This window comes from Leptolyngbya sp. Heron Island J, from assembly GCF_000482245.1.
Classification (GTDB): domain Bacteria; phylum Cyanobacteriota; class Cyanobacteriia; order Phormidesmidales; family Phormidesmidaceae; genus Leptothoe.
Genome location: NZ_AWNH01000060.1, coordinates 99,506 through 118,668 on the forward strand (window position 1 = coordinate 99,506; position 19,163 = coordinate 118,668).

Annotated in this window: 17 protein-coding genes and 1 tRNA gene; 8 read left to right on the forward strand and 10 right to left on the reverse strand. The window is 46.5% G+C overall.

Annotated elements, in window-relative coordinates:
• Window positions 1-13 precede the first annotated feature (13 nt).
• From N836_RS56695 to N836_RS56710, 4 genes are all read left to right on the forward strand, one after another.
• Entirely contained in the window at window positions 14-1,156 is a 1,143-nt protein-coding gene (locus N836_RS56695; RefSeq protein WP_023073747.1) for an anhydro-N-acetylmuramic acid kinase, read from the forward strand.
• A 194-nt stretch (window positions 1,157-1,350) separates the two neighbouring features.
• A complete protein-coding gene (locus tag N836_RS56700; protein WP_023073748.1) occupies window positions 1,351-1,797 on the forward strand; it encodes a hypothetical protein in 447 nt (148 codons plus the stop codon).
• Window positions 1,798-2,039: 242 nt separating this feature from the next.
• Window positions 2,040-3,491 carry a serine/threonine protein kinase gene (locus N836_RS56705; protein WP_023073749.1) on the forward strand — a complete coding sequence of 484 codons (1,452 nt, stop codon included), beginning with the start codon at window positions 2,040-2,042 and terminating at the stop codon, window positions 3,489-3,491.
• Window positions 3,492-3,747: 256 nt separating this feature from the next.
• Complete coding sequence (locus tag N836_RS56710) at window positions 3,748-5,274, forward strand: serine/threonine protein kinase (RefSeq protein ID WP_023073750.1); 1,527 nt, start codon at window positions 3,748-3,750, stop codon at window positions 5,272-5,274.
• A gap of 213 nt (window positions 5,275-5,487) precedes the next feature.
• On the opposite strand, the gene N836_RS56715 is transcribed toward N836_RS56710, so the two are convergent.
• From N836_RS56715 to N836_RS56740, 6 genes are all read right to left on the reverse strand, one after another.
• Window positions 5,488-6,360 (reverse strand): universal stress protein, encoded by an 873-nt coding sequence (locus tag N836_RS56715; protein WP_023073751.1) that lies wholly within the window; start codon window positions 6,358-6,360, stop codon window positions 5,488-5,490.
• A gap of 41 nt (window positions 6,361-6,401) precedes the next feature.
• On the reverse strand, window positions 6,402-7,133 hold the full coding sequence (locus N836_RS56720; RefSeq protein ID WP_031293155.1) for a PP2C family protein-serine/threonine phosphatase: 732 nt from the start codon (window positions 7,131-7,133) through the stop codon (window positions 6,402-6,404).
• Window positions 7,134-7,158: 25 nt separating this feature from the next.
• Window positions 7,159-8,994 carry an ABC1 kinase family protein gene (locus N836_RS56725; RefSeq protein WP_023073753.1) on the reverse strand — a complete coding sequence of 612 codons (1,836 nt, stop codon included), beginning with the start codon at window positions 8,992-8,994 and terminating at the stop codon, window positions 7,159-7,161.
• A 94-nt stretch (window positions 8,995-9,088) separates the two neighbouring features.
• A complete protein-coding gene (locus N836_RS56730) occupies window positions 9,089-9,391 on the reverse strand; it encodes a DUF6825 family protein (RefSeq protein WP_023073754.1) in 303 nt (100 codons plus the stop codon).
• A gap of 122 nt (window positions 9,392-9,513) precedes the next feature.
• Complete coding sequence (locus N836_RS56735) at window positions 9,514-10,200, reverse strand: hypothetical protein (RefSeq protein WP_023073755.1); 687 nt, start codon at window positions 10,198-10,200, stop codon at window positions 9,514-9,516.
• Between the two features lie 244 nt (window positions 10,201-10,444).
• Complete coding sequence (locus N836_RS56740; protein ID WP_023073756.1) at window positions 10,445-13,186, reverse strand: CBS domain-containing protein; 2,742 nt, start codon at window positions 13,184-13,186, stop codon at window positions 10,445-10,447.
• A gap of 277 nt (window positions 13,187-13,463) precedes the next feature.
• Here N836_RS56740 and psbZ point away from each other — a divergent pair, with 277 nt between their 5' ends.
• The 3 genes from psbZ to N836_RS56755 all read left to right on the forward strand — a co-directional run bounded on the left by psbZ (window position 13,464) and on the right by N836_RS56755 (window position 14,532).
• The gene (gene psbZ / locus N836_RS56745; protein WP_023073757.1) at window positions 13,464-13,652 is read left to right on the forward strand and encodes a photosystem II reaction center protein PsbZ; all 189 of its coding nucleotides are present in this window, start codon (window positions 13,464-13,466) and stop codon (window positions 13,650-13,652) included.
• Between the two features lie 131 nt (window positions 13,653-13,783).
• Window positions 13,784-14,323, forward strand: a complete 540-nt coding sequence (gene ribH, locus N836_RS56750) for a 6,7-dimethyl-8-ribityllumazine synthase (RefSeq protein ID WP_023073758.1) — start codon at window positions 13,784-13,786, stop codon at window positions 14,321-14,323.
• A gap of 137 nt (window positions 14,324-14,460) precedes the next feature.
• A tRNA-Gly gene (locus tag N836_RS56755) sits at window positions 14,461-14,532 on the forward strand.
• A 128-nt stretch (window positions 14,533-14,660) separates the two neighbouring features.
• Here N836_RS56755 and N836_RS56760 read toward each other — a convergent pair.
• Window positions 14,661-15,542, reverse strand: coding sequence for an MBL fold metallo-hydrolase (locus N836_RS56760; RefSeq protein WP_023073759.1), 882 nt, complete (start codon window positions 15,540-15,542; stop codon window positions 14,661-14,663).
• 325 nt (window positions 15,543-15,867) lie between these two features.
• A complete protein-coding gene (gene surE / locus N836_RS56765; RefSeq protein ID WP_023073760.1) occupies window positions 15,868-16,719 on the reverse strand; it encodes a 5'/3'-nucleotidase SurE in 852 nt (283 codons plus the stop codon).
• 70 nt (window positions 16,720-16,789) lie between these two features.
• Here surE and pheS point away from each other — a divergent pair, with 70 nt between their 5' ends.
• A complete protein-coding gene (pheS, locus tag N836_RS56770) occupies window positions 16,790-17,782 on the forward strand; it encodes a phenylalanine--tRNA ligase subunit alpha (protein ID WP_023073761.1) in 993 nt (330 codons plus the stop codon).
• A 111-nt stretch (window positions 17,783-17,893) separates the two neighbouring features.
• On the opposite strand, the gene msrA is transcribed toward pheS, so the two are convergent.
• Window positions 17,894-18,568, reverse strand: a complete 675-nt coding sequence (gene msrA, locus N836_RS56775) for a peptide-methionine (S)-S-oxide reductase MsrA (protein WP_023073762.1) — start codon at window positions 18,566-18,568, stop codon at window positions 17,894-17,896.
• 155 nt (window positions 18,569-18,723) lie between these two features.
• The gene (locus N836_RS56780) at window positions 18,724-19,056 is read right to left on the reverse strand and encodes an STAS domain-containing protein (protein ID WP_235071117.1); all 333 of its coding nucleotides are present in this window, start codon (window positions 19,054-19,056) and stop codon (window positions 18,724-18,726) included.
• Window positions 19,057-19,163 lie beyond the last annotated feature (107 nt).

Here is a 19,163-nt window from a genome sequence, read left to right on the forward strand (position 1 = left end):
TGGATGAGGAAATATGCAAGTTATTGGCCTCATAAGTGGCACCTCTGTCGATGGCATTGACGCGTCCTTAGTTGAAGTGACAGGACAGGGGTATGATGTGCGGGTTGAATTGCTAGCAACCCAGACTACTGATTATCCGACAGCATTGCGCGATCGCATCCTTGCTGTATGTGGCGGTGCATCTCAAACAATGGCAGAAATTGCCCAGTTGGATGACGAAATTGCGATCGCATTTGCCGATGCTGCCAATCAGCTAGGCAAGGCTGACCTAATTGCCTCCCATGGTCAAACGATTTATCATCGCCCTCCGACATCAGTACGTTTGGGCTATAGCTGGCAGCTTGGCCGCGGCACCCTCATTGCCGATCTGACCCAGACACCCACCATTTGTAATTTTCGCAATGCCGATATTGCTGCGGGGGGGCAAGGGGCTCCGCTAGTGTCTCCCGTTGATGTCAGCTTACTCAGTCATCCCCAACGCCATCGATGTGTACAAAATATTGGCGGCATTAGCAATCTGACCTATCTGCCGCCCTGGGATAAAACCGACACTCCTCCTGCCGGGATCGTAGGCTGGGATACAGGCCCCGGCAATGCTCTGATTGATTGGGCAGTGTCCGTATTTAGTGATGGCCGCCTGACCTATGATCACAACGGGACCTGGGCCGCCCAGGGGACTCCCTGTCAATCGCTTATAGACCAATGGCTTACCCAGCCATTTTTTCGGCAACCGCCGCCAAAATCGACTGGACGGGAACTATTTGGCGTTGACTATGGTCAGCGGTGTTGGCACGCAGCACAGACACTGGACCTCAGCCAGGCGGATTTTCTGGCAACCTTGACTGCGTTTACGGCTGCTACAGTAGCTGCTAGCTATCAACAGCTACCACGTTTGCCGGACGAAGTTTTGCTGTGCGGAGGGGGAAGTCAGAATGCATATTTGCGATCGCAATTACAGGTCAGATTGCCTAACATTCACTTTCTGACCACTGATGACGTTGGTCTTAACAGCGACTTTAAAGAAGCGATCGCATTCGCCATCCTGGGTTACTGGCGTTGGCATCAACATCCAGGTAATCTACCTGAGGTGACAGGTGCCAGCAAACCTTGTCTGTTGGGGCAGATCTTTGGCATTGAAGATAGCGTTAACAGCTAGTACAAGGATGCTGAGTTTGTAGTGTTGCAGTAGCAATGGTTGGAGATCTTCATCTATTCTGAAGAAGCGTCCCTGTCTAAGGCCGACATCGTAAGCAAGGGTTTGCACCTCAAGGTTTAATGTCGTACATTTGCTAGCCGCACATCATTGATAGTTCCATACACGAATTGTCATAAAACCATCAGGGAGAACACGTGAGCCACAGTTTTCTGATCGAGCCAGGACGCTGGACCCTTCAAGGTAGCTGGTTAGCCAAGGATTTGTTTCCTATAACCGTCAAAGGCAAAATCTTGGTTGCCTGGAATAGTAACGACTGGTTCACTATGGTTACCAAGCTTATTTTTCCGAATGGAGAGCTAGATGACATCGCTCTCCAATACAAAGGGCGTATTGTTCGAGGCGATCGTCAGTATACGTTTGTACTACAGCACACTATGCTTGGACGGGTCGAGGGCGAAGGCTGGATTGCGCCCGATTCCATAGTTCAGCAATATTGGGTGTTAAAAGATAGACATATGCGCACTGGATTTGAAACGCTTTATCGTCTGAGCCCCAATCGATATCATTTCTCCGGCGGCATTATGGCCGGTCATCATCTAACCAGTACGATGGAAGCGATTATTGAGCGCCATCAGGGTTAGGTGCTACCAAGCTATTCCATAAGTTACTGTCAAATTCACCCTGGCAATAGCTGAGCTGAATGTATTCATAGATGGACTGAGCATCCCATCGCATTTATTTTTTGGTACTTAGCTAATAAAAAACTGCGACTTTTTACCCTCTAGGATAAGGATAAAGGCCTCATTCGTTGAATCAACATGGTTTCCCACAACCGCTCAATCATCTCAGTGGCCGTATTGTTGGTTTAGAACCGCAGCGTTAGATGACAAACAATAACTCCGGTCGTAGACTTGCCAATCGCTATGAGCTGATGGATCCCATCGGTGAAGGTTCCATGGGAAAAGTCTATTTGGCTAAAGATACGCTTTTAGGGGGCGTGCCCGTCGCTGTTAAATTTTTGGCTCAAACCCTGCTGAATGAGCAAATGACCCAGCGATTTATGCATGAGGCCATGACCTGTGCGCAGCTAGGCAACAACAGCATACATGTTGTTAGAGTGACAGACTATGGCGTAGCTGATGATGAGATTCCCTTTTACGTTATGGAATATCTCAAAGGGAAAAACCTGGGTCAGGTTCTGCAGTCACATCCTCTACCGGTTAAACGATTTCTTGACTTTACTCGGCAAATCTGTCTGGGGTTAGACACTGCCCACAGGGGGATTATCCTTGAGGGGCAACTGGTTCCTATCATTCATCGAGATATTAAACCCAGTAACATTTTAGTCACCCAAAGTGCCAGTGTAGGGGAGCTGGTCAAAATTTTGGATTTTGGCATTGCAAAACTGATACAGGTAGGCATTAGCGAACAAACCAGTAGTTTTCTGGGAACGTTGGCCTATGCATCACCAGAGCAAATGGAAGGGCAGGAGCTAGATCGACGTTCTGACATCTATAGCTTAGGTGTCATGATGTATCAAATGCTCACAGGATCTTTACCATTACGCCCTAGCAGTAATACATTTGGCGGTTGGTATAAAGCGCACCGTTCCCAGGAGCCAACACCATTAGATGGGTTATCCCCCTATGGTGCTTTGCCTGTGCGAATTAAAGACGCTGTGATGAGCTGTTTGGCCAAGGAGCGCTCCCAACGCCCTGGTAGCGTTAGTGAACTTTTTGCGCACCTTGAGGGCTCTATTGTATCTCCCATAGCTCCGAAAGAAGAGACCGAACCAGCGCCCCCCATAGAGTCTGAGGAAGATCGATTTTATCGACAACAAGGATGGCCACCAGATAAACCTGTTGCAGAGATTGTTTTTCCTAAACTTCTGATCATGGGAAAGCGTCAGTTACCGACACTTTGGGTAATGCTATCGCCTCAAGAAATTGAGCAGCGTATTAGCAACACCGGTTACAACAATTTCTTATGTACGCTTAATCCACACCCTATGGTGCTTTGGGTGACAGCGTTTCATAGTAAGGCTCAAGGGCCTAGATGGCTATCCAGTTATCTGGATCTCAAAAACCCTAGTCATGGGAAAATTATCTGGTACCTAGGTGAAAATGGTAGCTATCGAGTACTATTCTTCTCCAAAGACACTCCTAACCAATTTATTGCTTCCCGCCGTCTGCATATCGCATCACCTCAGCGAAAACTGCTCAAGGAGTGGGTTCTAAGAGCGCGTGCAACCATCTCAGTAGGAAGTTCGCAAGATAGTAAAGATATTCTCAGGAAGGAGCTAAATCATAAGCTCAAACCTAAAATGCTGTGGTGACCACTAAAATCACTCTGGTTGATGCTTGGGGTTACCTAAAATAAATCGGGTACTTTAGGAACGGTTACAGAACTTTTAGTTCCAGTACGATACAAACAGGGCATTGATAATTTCATCTATAGCCAAATCAATGCTTATAGCGAATGCCTGAGCAAAAAGGATTTTCTCTGTTTCATAGCTACTATGGCTGATAGGTTGGAGGTTCCTCTGACTTCGGACAGTGCTATGTATTATTGGCTTAGAACCGCAGCGTTAGATGACAGACAATAATTTTGGTCGTAGACTTGCTAACCGTTATGAGTTGATGGACCCCATCGGTCAAGGCTCGATGGGAAAAGTTTATCTGGCTGAAGACATGCTACTAGGAGGCGTACCTGTCGCTGTCAAGTTTTTGGCTCAAACCTTGCTGAATCAGCAAATGAATCAGCGGTTTATGCATGAGGCAATGACTTGTGCTCAGCTGGGAAACAACAGTATGCATGTCGTCAGGGTTACAGATTATGGGGTGACCGATGACGAAATTCCCTTTTACGTTATGGAGTATTTAAAGGGAAAAAATTTAGGCCAGGTGATTCAGCCAAACCCCTTGCCAATCCCGCGATTTCTCGATTTTATTCGACAAATCTGTTTGGGTTTGGAGAGTGCCCATAAAGGAATTATCCTGAATGGGCAATTGGTTCCCATCATTCATCGAGATATTAAACCTAGCAATATTTTAGTCACCCAAAGTGCCAGCGTAGGGGAGCTGGTCAAGATTTTGGATTTTGGCATTGCCAAATTAATCCAGGCTGATAATAGTGAGCAAACCAGTAGTTTTATGGGGACGTTGGCCTATGCGTCGCCAGAGCAAATGGAAGGACAAGAGCTAGATCGGCGTTCTGATATCTACAGCTTGGGTGTCATGATGTATCAAATGCTCACAGGCTCTTTGCCCTTTCGCCCCAGCCACAATACATTTGGCGGCTGGTACAAAGCCCATTGTGACCAAGACCCGATTCCATTAGATGGGTTATCCCCCTATGGCTCCTTGCCCAAGCTGCTCAAAGATACAATTATTAGCTGTTTGGCTAAGGATCGGTCTCAACGACCTAGTAGTGTCAGCGACCTATTGGGGAATCTAGCCCCGCTAGAAAATCGGTTTGGTAGGTCAATTGATCTTGGCAAACAGATTAGAGGGACGCTTCAGGAACTGCCGGTCGTACTTCGGCCAGCTCCTCCTAATGACTCTGAGGAAGATCGATTTTGTCGACAGCAGGTATGGCCTAAAAATAAAAATACACCTGTTGCTGAAATTTCTTTTCCTAAACTGCTGGTTATGAGTAATCGTCAGTTACCCACGCTTTGGGCAATGTTGGGGGCACAAGAAATTGATCAACGAATTGGTAATACTAGTTCTAACAACTTTTTATGTGTTCGTAATCCCTATCCAATGGTGCTGTGGGTTACGGCGTTTTACAGTAAAAATCAGGGACCAAGGTGGTTATCTAGCTATCTGGATCTTAAAAAAAATGTTAATCAGAAATTAATTTGGCATTTGGGAGAAACAGGCATCTATCGAGTTTTATTCTTCGCTAAGGAAGCGTCTAATCCGTTTATAGATTTTCGTCGTCTCCATGTTTCACTGCTTCAACAAAAGCTTCTGAAAGAGTGGGTATTGATGGGACGTTCAATAGTGCCAGTTGGTCAGCCTCAGGATAGTAAACGTGTGCTTAGAAAAGAGCTCAATGATAATTTGAAGCCGCAAATGTTAATGAGCTTTAAGGCGATGCACTCTGATACTTGAAAATGGCTTTTTCCTAGTCAGTCATGGGCTCAACGTGTGAGCTAAGGCATCGAAAAAATCTGGGCGTTGCTGATCCTCGGAATGATTGCATCTACAAGATACAGGTGAATGGCATTTCTCCAGCTCGGTGCATCCTCTAAATCAGTAACGACAAAATCTGAATTGATGACATTCAGAATGAAAATCGTTATGGTTCAGAATTTAAATGGATACTTAACTAGAGGAATGAGGAAAGTGGATGACGGGATGCCAACTTGAACGCAATAAGGCGCTTGTAAAGCTAGGTACAGACCATTTCAAAATTCCCTTTGATTTACCTGAGCAAATCGCGATCGCAGAAATATCATTGATCTCTGCAGATTTTAAAATTTCAGGCTGGGGGTCACCCTCACGAATCTCAGTAAATACCTCTATACCTGCCAGTTCTAAGTCTGCTTTGACTTCATCCAGCTGTGTCTGAACCTGCTCTTTAGATTCTCTCAGCTCTACCCGAATACACTCATCAATCACCCAGCAAAGCGTACATTGCTTCGGGTGCTCATTTATCTGAGCTGCCGTCTTAATCTGCGATACTAAATGCTTAGCACTGTTGCTACCATCGTAGGGGACCAAAAGATGTTCAAATAGAGTTTGACACCGTAAGGCCAGCTCCTGATCTCGATAAGTTGCCACCAGTTGAGGGCGCAAAATTACCAGCGGCACATCAAGTTGATTAGCAATTCCCGTTGTAGTACTCCCAAAAATTTTTTCTGTGAGTAAGGAACGGGTTGGTGTACCTAAAAGTAATACATCAGCGTCATAGCAGCGTGCTGCCTTTGAAATATTGTCAATAATTCGCCCTGAGCGCACATCAATGACAACTGACTTATGCTCAGGAAGTATAGCTTCACTAGCGTTGGCCAGCTTTTGTTTAGCTTGAACCACGGCTTCATCATCAACTTTGGGGATTTCACGCTCAGTTGTCAGCGCAACATTATGGAAAAAAACTACTTTTTCAAGGCCAGACTGTACCAAATCAGGGACAAACTTGATCAGCCGCTGCAAACTATCCTCAAAATCAGTACAGACTAGCGCACACTTAAACATCCGGCTCTACTCCATCCTCATCATCTAACAATTGGGACTGATTAGTCTTGAAAAGCTACCACTACTACCGTGATGTTATCTCGCCCTCCCCGCTGGTTGGCTGCGTCAACCAGCGATTCAACTGCCGTTGGGCACGAACGAATACTCTTCAAATGAGTGGCGATGAGCGGATCAGAAAGTTCTTCTGTTAACCCATCGCTACATAACAGGAGACGATCACCCCCAGATACATCCAGTGCCTGAATATCGATCCGACTCAGATCTTCTCTTCCTAAACATTGGGAGAGCACATGTCGCCATGGATGATGCTTCGATTCATCCACTGTCAATTCACCCTCTTCAATGGCTTTGGCAACCCAAGTATGATCGGTTGTAATCTGGTCGAGTTTAGCTCCTCGTAAACGGTAGAGACGGGAATCTCCGACATGCGCACACCATGGCTGTTTGTCATTGTCTCGAAACATGACAGCCACAGCAGTTGTTCCCATATCTGATCGTTCAGGGTGGTGATATTGATCTTTCAAAATGGCATCGTTAGCTGCAATAAACGCCTTTCGCAGCATTACGTCTGGCGCTTCTGAGCTATCCCAATGCTCATTCAAATATTGATAAATCGTTTCTGTAGCCAAACGACTAGCTTCCTGACCGCCAGCGTGTCCCCCCATACCATCAGCAACTACAAAGAACCGGCCTAAATCATCCAGATAATAAGCATCTTGATTGCTAGTTCTTAGCAATCCTGGATCTGTTAAACCGGCAAAAAAGCGTTGCATAAAGCATCTAGGCATAAAAAAGAAACTATGGCATGCGGTCAGCTCGACCAAGACTCATCAAAGAGCGAATTAATGCTATTCCTGCAGCAATTGCCGGTAACATCATACCCAAAGCAACCCATGGTAGTTGACTAATCAACAAGAGGGTAGCCGATAGGGTAAACGTGCCCAAGAGCAGAGTATAGTTTGTCATCAGATTAATGCTACTCAGACGTCGAATAGCCCGATCGGTCTCAATAGAGCGCACTCTGACACGAATATCACCTCGATCTAAACGATCCAATGAATCCTCAATTCGTCTTGGTAACCCAAATGCTGAGCTACCTACTTGAGCAGCTTGGCGACCGATTTCACCAATGAGTCCATTACTAGAAGAATTAGAGACATTAGACATAAGTTGATTGGCAAACGGTTTTGCAGCCTCCATAAAGTTAAACTCTGGATCTAGACCTTTCCCTACACCCTCAAGTGTAGAAAATGCTCTCATCACGAATGTAAAGGTTGCTGGGAAGCGAAATGGCTGATCATACGCAACAGCATACAAATCATCACTGATAGCGGTAATGGACTGTTCCTCAAATGGCTTGTCCATCAAGTTATCCAAGATGTACTGAATTGAGCGACGTACAGGGCCCATATCTTCAGTTTCTGTTAGGGCCCCTAACTCAATTAAAGATGTCATCACCATATCAGCGTTGCGCTGAGAAACCCCCATAAAAGTATGCATCAGTCCATCACGCGTAATCGGTTGAATATGACCCATCATGCCAAAATCATAAAAGATAAGGGCACCATCAGGATTCACAGCGATATTGCCAGGATGCGGATCAGCATGGAAAAAACCATCATTAAGCAGCTGATGTAAGTAAGCTTGTGCTCCCAACTGCGCAAGGCGTTGCCGGTCTAACCCAGCAGCTTCCAAAGACTCATAATGACTAATTTTAATCCCTGGCAAATATTCCAAGGTCAGCACGCGACGTGACGCATAGCGCCAATAGATGCGAGGAGCTTTAACCCACTCGATCTCACGAAAGTTACGGCGAAATGTATCTGCATTACGCCCCTCATGCAAAAAATCAATTTCTAACCAAAGAATACGGCAGCATTCTTCATAGATACCAATCCAATCTCGCCCTTTACCCCACTCAGGATGACGCTGAAAGTAATGGGCAATTCCTTTCAGAATAGACAGGTCGATTTTAAAGAGACGCTGTAAACCAGGACGTTGAATCTTAACAACGACTTCCTCTCCCGAATGTAACTGGGCCCGATGGACCTGTCCTAAGCTGGCCGCTGCCAATGGAATTGGGTCAAAGGTTTTGTAAAGCTCTTCTACGGGACGACCTAAATCAGCCTCAATAATGGCCTTAGCTTGCTCGTAACTAAAAGCAGGAACCTGATCCTGTAACTTAGAGAGCTCTTCTACATATTCAGTCGGAAACAAATCCGAGCGTGTAGAAAACAGCTGCCCTAGCTTAATGAATGTGGGGCCAAGATTTAGAAAATTGAGCCGAATCCATCGAGCTTGAGCCCGTCGTCGCGCTGCTTGCTTCTCAGCAGACATGCCTCCCGCGTAGCTCCAGGACTTGCCATAGAGCCAGCGTTTACCAAGCATGGTCAGAAAAAATGACCAAATATCAATAAATCGCTCTGGACGACTGTAACGTCGATTCCAGCGGTAACGCTTTTCTATTGGAATACTCAGCTGCTTATCGACAAAATGAACTGTCGCCGGATTAGAACTTGTCGGATTAACTAGCGATAATTCAGGGTTGCTAAGGCTCCCTAACTCACTAAGCGAGTGGTCATCAGGACGCTCACTTAGCAAAGGCTGATCGGTTGTGTTGGGAACTGTAGACACGCAGTCTCCTAGATGGCCAGCGGCATGTTAGAACTGTGAATTTGAAACGGCTAGCAATCTTGATCTAAGTCTTGGCCGTATGTTTTTAGGTGTATCAGGAAGAACGATACTGCTGTAAAGCAACTCGCACCTGGGCAATTTCAGCTCGTAGGTTATCAATCGTTGCCTGCAAGTCCTCACCTGAGCTAGGGTCAGCTGTTGTATCCGCTAGTCCTGTTTGGGAAGACTGAGCTTGTTCAAAAACCTCTTCGACAAATTGATGTAGCCGTTCCCTTTGTTCGGCATCGAATCGACCGACTCCACTCATACCGGTGGTGATGGCCTCTTCGAGCTTTTCACCGATAGCCGTTGCTAAGGCACGCCCTAGAAAGAACGCTTGCAGCGTTGGATTGCTCATAAAAAAATTACGGATATCTAAGCGACATTATACCCATGGTTTAAGACTACCTGAGTGCAAATAGCTAAACCTACAAATTTTTTTTGCGGTTAGAAACTTTTTCTAAGCTAGCTGGTTTGGTGTCAATCTGACAGGACGTTATTTAACGGAGGGGTATCTTCTGGAGAAATGATAATAGGACTCTCTGTGAACTGGAATTCTGATGCGGGTCGTTTATTCAACCAGGGGGGAGTATCCGTCAGTGACGCTGGGTTACCTGTTTGTGGGGTGCTCGTACTTTCACCCTCCAATTTTCCTGTTTGAGTTGAAACTACTGGAGGTAGGCTTTCTTCCTCAAAAAACTCATCTGTAACGTCCTGAGTTTCATCTTCACCAAGATTAGCTGGGATAGGGCTGGGAATCTCTGATGGGGTTAAGGGTACTTCAGAATTAAATTCTGTACTATCGTAATCGTCTTCACTGGTAGTGTGATTGTCAAAATCGGCACTACGACGATCGTTGTAAATTAACTGAGGTGCGGGTGCTATATCTTCCCAACGGGTATCAAAGTCATTGTAGCGGTCAGCTGATGGTACTTCAGGTGGCCATTCTGCCAATGGAGGAAAATCTTGTTGGGGTTTAAAGAGCGGTAGTGGGGCTTGACTAACGGGTACTACTTGAAACCGTAAGGTTCCCCCCAGGGCAATCCCTAAACCGCTGGCAACAGCCGCTGTTGCAGCTAGGAAAAATAATCGCCGCCTGGATACTTTACTAGCACCGGGTGGTGTGTCTTTTGCGGTTGGTTGAAGAGACGACGGCGTTATCTGCATATGGGCACAGGAAGCTTTCAGTAGAATAGCCAGGGAGTGTCAGAACGAAAAGGTTAGGGCATGGGTCTTGATGAGCCCATAATCATTGCTGCACTAACAGTGAGATGAAATTTAATATTTCCTCAGTATTCAACTTTATCGATAGCGGTGGAGAAATGGCAATGGTAGGTGTCAGGTATCTTTTAGTCTTGGGTGATGATTAGGGCTATGTACCAAGGGGTTGAGCGATTGAATTATTTGTCATCTATGGGCTGTCTGTCAGCGGGTAATGATGTTTGAGATAGTCGACGGCAGATACTTGGGATGTAATATTGCCATCCAAAGTTGCATAGGTTAGTGCGGTTAGTATTGCTCGATATAGAGGGCCAGGAGGATATCCCAGCTGTTTGAGGTGATTGCCATTGATGGGTGGACGAGTATGAATGAGTTGGGTAATGTACTGCCAGATGTAAGTGCCAATTTGTCGAGGGCGACGCACACTAATCAGTAATAATGTGGGTAAATCGTAGTTAATTAGGGTTCGATAAATGAAGCTGGGTTGAAAATGTTTGGTATGACACAACTCTGCTACTAGAGTATTTTCAACTTCTGGTAGTTGTGCTAATCGTCGGATAGAACTTAGAGGTAGTTGCAGATTGGTTGCTATTTGAGATCGCACCTCTACCCTAGCCAGTAGCACCTCCAACCTAACTAGCCAGGGTTCTACCCCAATATCTTGGCCCACTTCCTCCACAAAACGCTGTCGCCAGCGGCCCGCTCGATGCATTTGCTGCCAAAGGTCTGAGTCAATCGTCAAGCTAGGATGCAAGCAGCTTAGGGCTCCTAGCTTGTCCAAAAGTCCCAAGGACTGTGCCCAATAGTCTGCTTGCAAAATATAAGTAAGTTCAGCTTTGAGCCGCGTTTGCAATGCTGGCATTCGCTTTTTGGTCTGCTGGGCCTGCAGGTCTGCATAAATTCCGCTGTCGACTGCATAGCGAATAAACGTTTCAGTTTGGGAATCGATGGTAAACCCTAAGCGGACTGCGAACCTTACAGCGCGAAAAATCCGGGTCGGGTCCTCAATAAAACTATTGGCATGGAGCACCCGTACCTGACGTTGTTGAAGATCTAAAGAACCTCCAAAAAAGTCAAGCAGTAATCCAGGTTGTGGCGACGTCAGACGAATCGCCATAGCATTGATAGTAAAGTCCCGCCGATAAAGATCCTGGCGAATTGAGCTAGGTTCTACTTCTGGATTAGCCGCTGGATATGGATAAAATTCCGTACGAGCAGTGGCAATATCGATCATTAAAGGGACATTGCCCGCCCTGGCTCGCCAAATCAAGGCAGCGGTTTGAAACTCTCCATGAACCTGGAGTTCAGCTTCTGGGTGTTGTTTTTGCAGCTGTTGGGCCAAGACCACACCAGCCCCTTCTACAACGGGTGAGCGGAAGCTATCCACTACCAGGTCGATATCCTGGAGGGATAGCGTATCCCCAGGAGCTAACAACAAATCACGTACAGCTCCTCCCACCACATACAAGTGCCATCCTCGCTGCTGGGCGGCTTGGGCAATGTGGGTCAATAAGGTCCATAACTTTTCGGATTCTAACGCCGTAGGATACGCTTGCAGTGATGACTGCAAGCGTTCATAGACGTTGGTTTTGAGCGTTGGTAGTAAGTCCCCATCCACAGGTTGAGGTGGGTACATCTGTCGTAAAACGTCAGTACGAGTGACAATCCCCACGAGTTCCTCCCCATCCAAGACTGGTAGTCTGCCAACGTCATAGGTGACCATGAGAGATTGAATGTCACTCAGGGGGGTATGGGGCGTTATGGTTTTGAGGTTAAGGGTCATATAGCCTTTCACCGGGGCGTGACTAAACCCATGGTGCAGGGCTAAATCAATGTCCCGTCTGGAAATAATGCCCTGTAGTTTGCCTCTGTCATTGGCTACACACAATCCAGAATGACCGTACCGCAGCAAAATGCGCTGGGCATCTGTCACCGTAGTAGTGGGGCGAATTGTCCGTACTGGCGAAGACATTAAATCCTGCGCTGTAACTGATTGGCGATGGGATTGAATGATCGCCTCACAAAGCTGGTTAAAAATGGTGTCAGGGTCAGTGGTAGTAAGATTTGCCGCTGCCGCACAGACATGCCCCCCTCCGCCATAGGGTTGGAGTAATGTGCGACAGTTCATGCCAGTTTGGGGACGAGTGCGGCTAATTAGGGTTAGTCGAGGTTTGGCTTTAGATTCATAAATGGCTGCTAGCAATAAGCTATCAAGTCCTAACAGCACCATCAGATGGCTGGCTAAACCCGATAGACCTGGGACAAAATCTGTTGTTTTCAGATAGACGGTGCCTACGGCATACCCCTCGATCTGTTCAATTGCTATCGTATCTAGAGCGGTGCTCAATAATCCTTGTAGTGTTCCTGACAAACCATGTTCTACGGCTTCTGCAATGGTGCGCTGATTAGCGCCCTGCTCCATCAACCAGGCCAAGGCATAGGCATCGCGAGGGGTAGTCTGGGCAAATGTCAGTGACCCAGTGTCTACATGAATACCCAAGGCCATGACTGTGGCCTCGGTAGAAGAAATTTGCTTGTCAGATTTTTGTAAAGCTTCAACCACAAGGGTGGTGGTCGCTCCGACGGACTCAATGTGGTGTTCGCCAGGCATATCAGGACCAGATTCTGTATGGTGGTCGTAAATGGTAATGGGTAATTGAGCTGCGATCGCATGCTCAATCCACCCTGCCGCTACTCCTACCCGACTACGTTTATGGGTATCCACCACCGTAATTGAGCGAATCATAGGTATGGTCACAGCCCGTCGTTCAATCAGTGGGTACTCATCGCGATGTAGTGCTAAAAAAGCTTTAACGGCTGGATGAGCCCCCCCAGTTAGTACAATCCGACTGCCCGGATAGAGACATGCCAGCCCGACCGCTGCCCCTAACGTGTCAAAATCTGCAGTTGTGTGGCAAAGGATTAAGTTCATAATGCATCCATGAGCCCGTACAGCAGATATGTTGTTGACAATTGACAGATATTAGTTCAAAAAAATTAATCCTCAGGGATTCAAACAAAACGCTTTCGTTAAGGGCCTAATGTTTGATAGCTTACTAAACAGGGCGATCAGTGCTCCATACTGTATCACCATCAGTAGATTAAGAGGCTTATCCAAGCCTAGACGTAGAATTCTGCTTAGTTAGTATGGCGGTTTTCCACCTGGGCATGGTGTATCAGATCTTTTGCTGTCTTGAGAGTGGCGCGTTATGTCTATTCTGTTTCAACTTCTTTTATTTGTTCTGGTAGTTTGGTCTTTTGTAATGGTGATCGGGGTTCCCGTGGCCTACGCTTCACCTCAGAACTGGGAGCAATCAAAGCGACTGATTTTTCTAGGTTCTATCATCTGGGGAGTTTTAGTCATTGTGGTAGGTGGTCTAAATTACCTTGTGGTTTAAAAGCTTGGCTTAGAAAGCAGTTTAATTTTTTGCTGCTGTACCTCAAGTTACTAGTTCAAAATATTCACTGTTGGGTGGTAAGGTCATTGAGGCCTTCCACCTTATTTTTTAAGCAAGTAGAGTAGTTCTCCATGACTGTTTTTGAAGGAAGTTTTGACCGTGCCAGTACAGCTAAGTTTGCAATCGTAATCGGTCGATTCAATGATTTAGTCACTAACAAATTATTAGAAGGCTGTCAGGACTGTCTGAAGCGTCATGGTGTTAATGTAGACCCCCACGGTAATCAGGTGGACTATGCCTGGGTGCCGGGTAGCTTTGAGGTTGCATTAGTTGCGCGACAGCTAGCTCTCAGTGGCCAATACGATGCCATTATTTGTCTGGGCGCGGTCATTCGTGGTCAAACGCCTCATTTCGACTATGTTGCGGCTGAGGTGTCTAAAGGCGTCGCTGCTGCTGGTTTTCAAACTGGTGTACCTGTTGTATTTGGTATCTTGACCACTGACTCCATGCAGCAGGCGTTAGAACGAGCTGGAATTAAGAGTAATCTCGGTTGGAACTACGCCATGAGTGCTCTGGAAATGTCTAGCCTGATGGCTCAGCTGCCTAAACCCGCAAATATTCTGGACATGCCCGGTTTGATGCCTCAATTGCCTAAGTCAGCAGAAGCCTGAATGGAAAAATAGCTTTCAAGATTTGCCGTGGATACCTCAGAATCAGGAGAAAAAAATAAAACAAACTCTTTTCAAGAATTTGTTTGACAAAGAAAATCTCTTTATGGCATCCTAGATAAAGTCAAAACACGGCAAACGCGGGTGTAGCTCAGTGGTAGAGCGTCACCTTGCCAAGGTGAATGTCGCGCGTTCGAATCGCGTCACCCGCTTTAAATTAACTCTGGAAAAGCTCTAAAGCTGTATCTTGTTTAGCAAGATGACTCTTCTTTACGTGATTTCTGGGCATCCAGATTGTACTCTACTGATCTGTATCAGCATCACAAATTCTCATCGTTTCTTACCGATTTGCTAGTTCGAGGGCTTTACTCTCAGCTAAATCAAGAATCATTCCCTCACGGGCAACAATGCTGTTGGGAAACTCAGCTACAGTTTTGCGGCCAATCTCATCCATGAAATCGTCATCGTGAAGTGGATCATGGTGGAACACCACAAGCTTTTTCACATTGGCTGCTTTGGCCAGTTTAACAGCTTCTTGCCAGGTAGAATGCCCCCAACCCACCTTGCTGGTGGTTTCAGAATAATATTCTGCGTCGGTATAGGTGCAGTCATAGATCATGACATCAGCATTTTGGGCTAGATACAAGACGTTTTCGTCGAGCCGTTCGGGAAAATGCTCTGTGTCTGTAACATAGGCAGCTGCCAGGCCATTCCACTCAACTCGATAACCAACGGCTTCTCCTGGGTGATTCAGGAGGGCATTAGTCACATTGATATCGCCAATGGAGACTGTTTCACCGATAGAAAGGTCACAGAACTTAAGCTGTGCCTGCATGATCTGCAACGGTACGGGAAAGTTAGGGTGCAGCATTTGATCGTTTAGGCGCTGCTCAATGGTTGCTCCGTTTGGAGAAATAACACCGTATACCTCAAACTGATTGCTCGGTAGAAAAGCTGGTACAAAAAATGGAAATCCCTGGATGTGATCCCAATGGGAATGGGTGAAAAACATGCTGGCATGAATAGGCTTGCCTTCATGTAGGAGATGTTGTCCCAATTCTCGGAGGCCAGTGCCACCGTCAAAAATTATACGTTCACCATTAACCCGCATCTCAATACAAGACGTATTGCCACCGTAACGAACCGTTTCAGGTCCAGGGCAGGGAATACTGCCTCGTACTCCCCAGAAGTGAATTGTAAATTGAGTATTCGAGTCGGACATCAGTGGCTAATAATGACGTTAGTGAGGGCCGCGAATGTGTCTAATGGCCATTGACTGCTTCGGTTTAACCCATTAGTTTAGCGTATCCCCCTTTTTTCTAGAGAAATGCGTGAGGATCAGGAGTGATCTTACCTATTAATCCACGTCAAATGCTTTTAACCCCAGACTGGCTTGATAGATCAAGCCATAGGGCGCACATCTGTAACCGTTAATTTTTTTATCCTAGTCTAGGTTTCTCAGCATCATCTGCCTTTGAATGACCATCTTTAGATTAGGCCATATTGCTTACAAACCAGTTTTCCCAAAGCTGCATTGAAAGTAGGCGCTATGGGGTCGGATCTTTGGCGTAAGAGCACGGCTTGGGTAAATGATTCTGTAGCCCAGTGAGGTCGCTATAAGCTGTCAAATCGTAGTGTAAGGGTGTAACGGTAATGTAACCTGCTTTGAGGGCCTTCACATCGGTTGTAAAGCGAGTCATGAAGTCCATATTCTGAGCGTCACTGAGACTATTGGGTAAGGTATGGGAAATGTCACCATCTTCCTCTTCGATCACCTCCCCGGCTAGCCAATAGTAGGTTTTTCCGCGAGGGTCAATCCGTTTTTCAAAGAGATCTTTATAGCGACGTACTCCCAGGCGGGTCACGGCAACACCTTGGATGGTTGATTTAGTGATGGGTGGAATATTGAGATTGAGTAACAAGGGCTGATCAAGTTGTGCCAGCCTTGGAACGAGCTGACAGGCATAGTCAGCTGCTGGTTGAAAATCTGAATGGCTAAAACTGGCTAGACTAAGAGCCAGGCTGGGCACCCCCTCTAGTAACCCTTCCATAGCGGCTGATACAGTTCCTGAGTAGAGAACGTCATTCCCTAAATTAGCCCCGTGGTTAATCCCTGATAGAACGCAGTCCGGTGTACTATCCAGCAACGCATCCAGGGCAAGCTTGACGCAGTCGGCTGGGGTGCCAGAACAGGCCCAAGCTTGAATGCTCTGATGGTATACGGAAGTAACTTGTTCGGCCCGAATTGGATGGTGCATTGTGATGCCATGCCCTGTGGCCGAGCGTTCTCGGTCGGGACAGACGACGGTAACTTGGTGCCCTCTGGTTGCTAGAGTATTGGCGAGACTTCGAATACCGGCTGCAAAGATACCGTCGTCGTTGCTGATTAATAGTTTCATAGGGAATCAAAACTTCGGTGTAGACTAAAGACTGTTCTTTGTGCCCTCCCATTTCAACCTTTTGGCCAGTATGACCACCGACCTAGAGCAGCAACTGAGTACATTACAGCAAGAGGCGAGCGATGCGATCGCGACCCTGGGCAGCCTAGATGAACTTGATAAATTTCGGATTGGCTACTTGGGTAAAAAAGGTAAGCTCTCTAAAATCTTAGGTGGCATGGGTAAGCTGTCTGCCAAAGAGCGCCCTCGCATTGGAGCCCTGGCTAATCAAGTCAAGACAGCATTGCAGAATAGCATTGATGAGCGTAAAACTGCTCTGCAGAATGCCAAAATTCAGGCCCAGCTAGAGGCTGAAACCCTGGATGTGACTATGCCAGGTACCTATTTGCCCCAGGGAAGAGTGCATCCCATCAACAGCATTATCGACCAGATTACCGATATTTTTGTGGGGTTAGGTTATACAGTGGCCAGCGGCCCTGAAATCGAAGAAGACTACTATAACTTTGAAGCGCTTAACTTTTTGCCTGATCACCCTGCTCGGGATATGCAGGATACCCTCTACTTGCCCAATGGCAAGATGATGCGTACCCATACGTCCAATACCCAAATTCGCTACATGGAAAATCATGATCCACCACTGCGGGCATTGGCGACAGGACGTTGCTACCGTCGTGACACGGTGGATGCTACCCATGCAGCCGTCTTCCACCAGATAGAATTCTTTGCGGTCGATAAAAACATCACCTTTGCAGATTTGCGAGGCACTATTCAGCTTTTTTTAGAGGCCCTGTTTGGAGATATTGAAGTGCGGTTGCGACCTAGCTATTTCCCGTTCACTGAGCCATCGGCTGAAGTAGATGTGAAATGGAATGGAAAGTGGTTAGAGGTGCTGGGCTGCGGCATGATTGATCCCAACGTGCTCAAGGCTGTTGGTTATGACCCAGAAGTTTACAGTGGTTTTGCGGCTGGTTTGGGCGTGGAGCGTTTAGCCATGGTTCAGAGTCAGATTGATGACATTCGTCGACTCTATGCCAGTGATTTACGCTTCCTGAAGCAGTTTTAGACTGCACGGAATAACATCCTAGACCCACGTCCACAAAAAATTATCGCTGAGCTATATGTGTCGGCGATAACTCTTTGTGGACGTATATGTTTTTGATAGTCCGATCAATAATTAGCTATCAGAAGCTACACCAACACCAATAGGACAGCTGACATTGGTCCCACCAAGACCGCAATAGCCACCAGGGTTTTTCTCCAGGTACTGCTGATGATAGTCCTCAGCATAGTAAAACTCGGGGGCATCCAAAATTTCAGTGGTGATAGTACCGTACCCGGCCTTACTTAGTGATTCCTGATATAGCGATAGCGATTTTTCAGCAGCGGCTTTTTGTTCTGGAGAGTAAGTGTAAATCCCGGACCGATATTGGGTGCCGACATCATTGCCCTGGCGCATACCCTGGGTGGGGTTATGACTTTCCCAAAAGACCTTCAGCAGCTGTTCATAGCTGATAGTGTTAGGATCAAACACGACCAAGACTACTTCATTATGCCCAGTCATGCCTGAGCACACCTCACGATAGGTCGGATTGGGTGTGTAGCCAGCACTATAGCCAACTCCGGTTGAGAAGACGCCCTCTTGTTGCCAAAAGCGGCGTTCAGCTCCCCAAAAGCAACCCAGACCAAACATAGCTGTTTGCATACCCTCAGGAAAGGGAGGCTGTAATGGGTTGCCATTAACGTAATGCTGCTTAGGAACAGGCATTTTTTCGGAACGGCCTGGCAATGCATCGGTAGGGGACGGCATTGCCGCTTTTTTGCCTAAACCACCAAGTCCAAAAAGCACCATAGATTTGTAATAGATTTAAGAACGCTCATGTCTTAGTCTAATCAATCTAGTTAGTAATCGTCGGATTGACTTGGGCAAAAGTGCTAATTTCATAAATTTAATGACCTGTTGATAATCAGCAGGTCATTAAATCATTGCTTTATTATGTGATGGTCTTATTTGAGGACGGCTGCTTCAAACGCTGCCCGATCTTCAAAGATTTCAAAGACTCGATCCATGCTGGTTAGTTCGAAGAGCATACGGATCTGATCGTTGATCGAACATACATACATTTTGCACCCAGCTGTGCGGGCATTCTTCAAGCATGCGACCAGAACTCCCAGACCAGAACTATCCACAAATGTGATGTCCTTGAGGTCAATAAGCAGTACCTTGGCATCTTTTTCGAGAGCAACATCCACCTGCTGACGAAATGCAGCAGTCTGGGTGCCGTCTAAAATACCACTGGGCTCAATTACATGAACACCTAAGTCCATAGAGATTGTCATAGCTCAATATCAGTAACTTATAGTTTAGCTTTACAGATGTTCAAAACTAGCACTCTTACCGGGTTCATCGGCCGAGGCCTTTAAACTAGAGTAATAGAGCAGTGCCT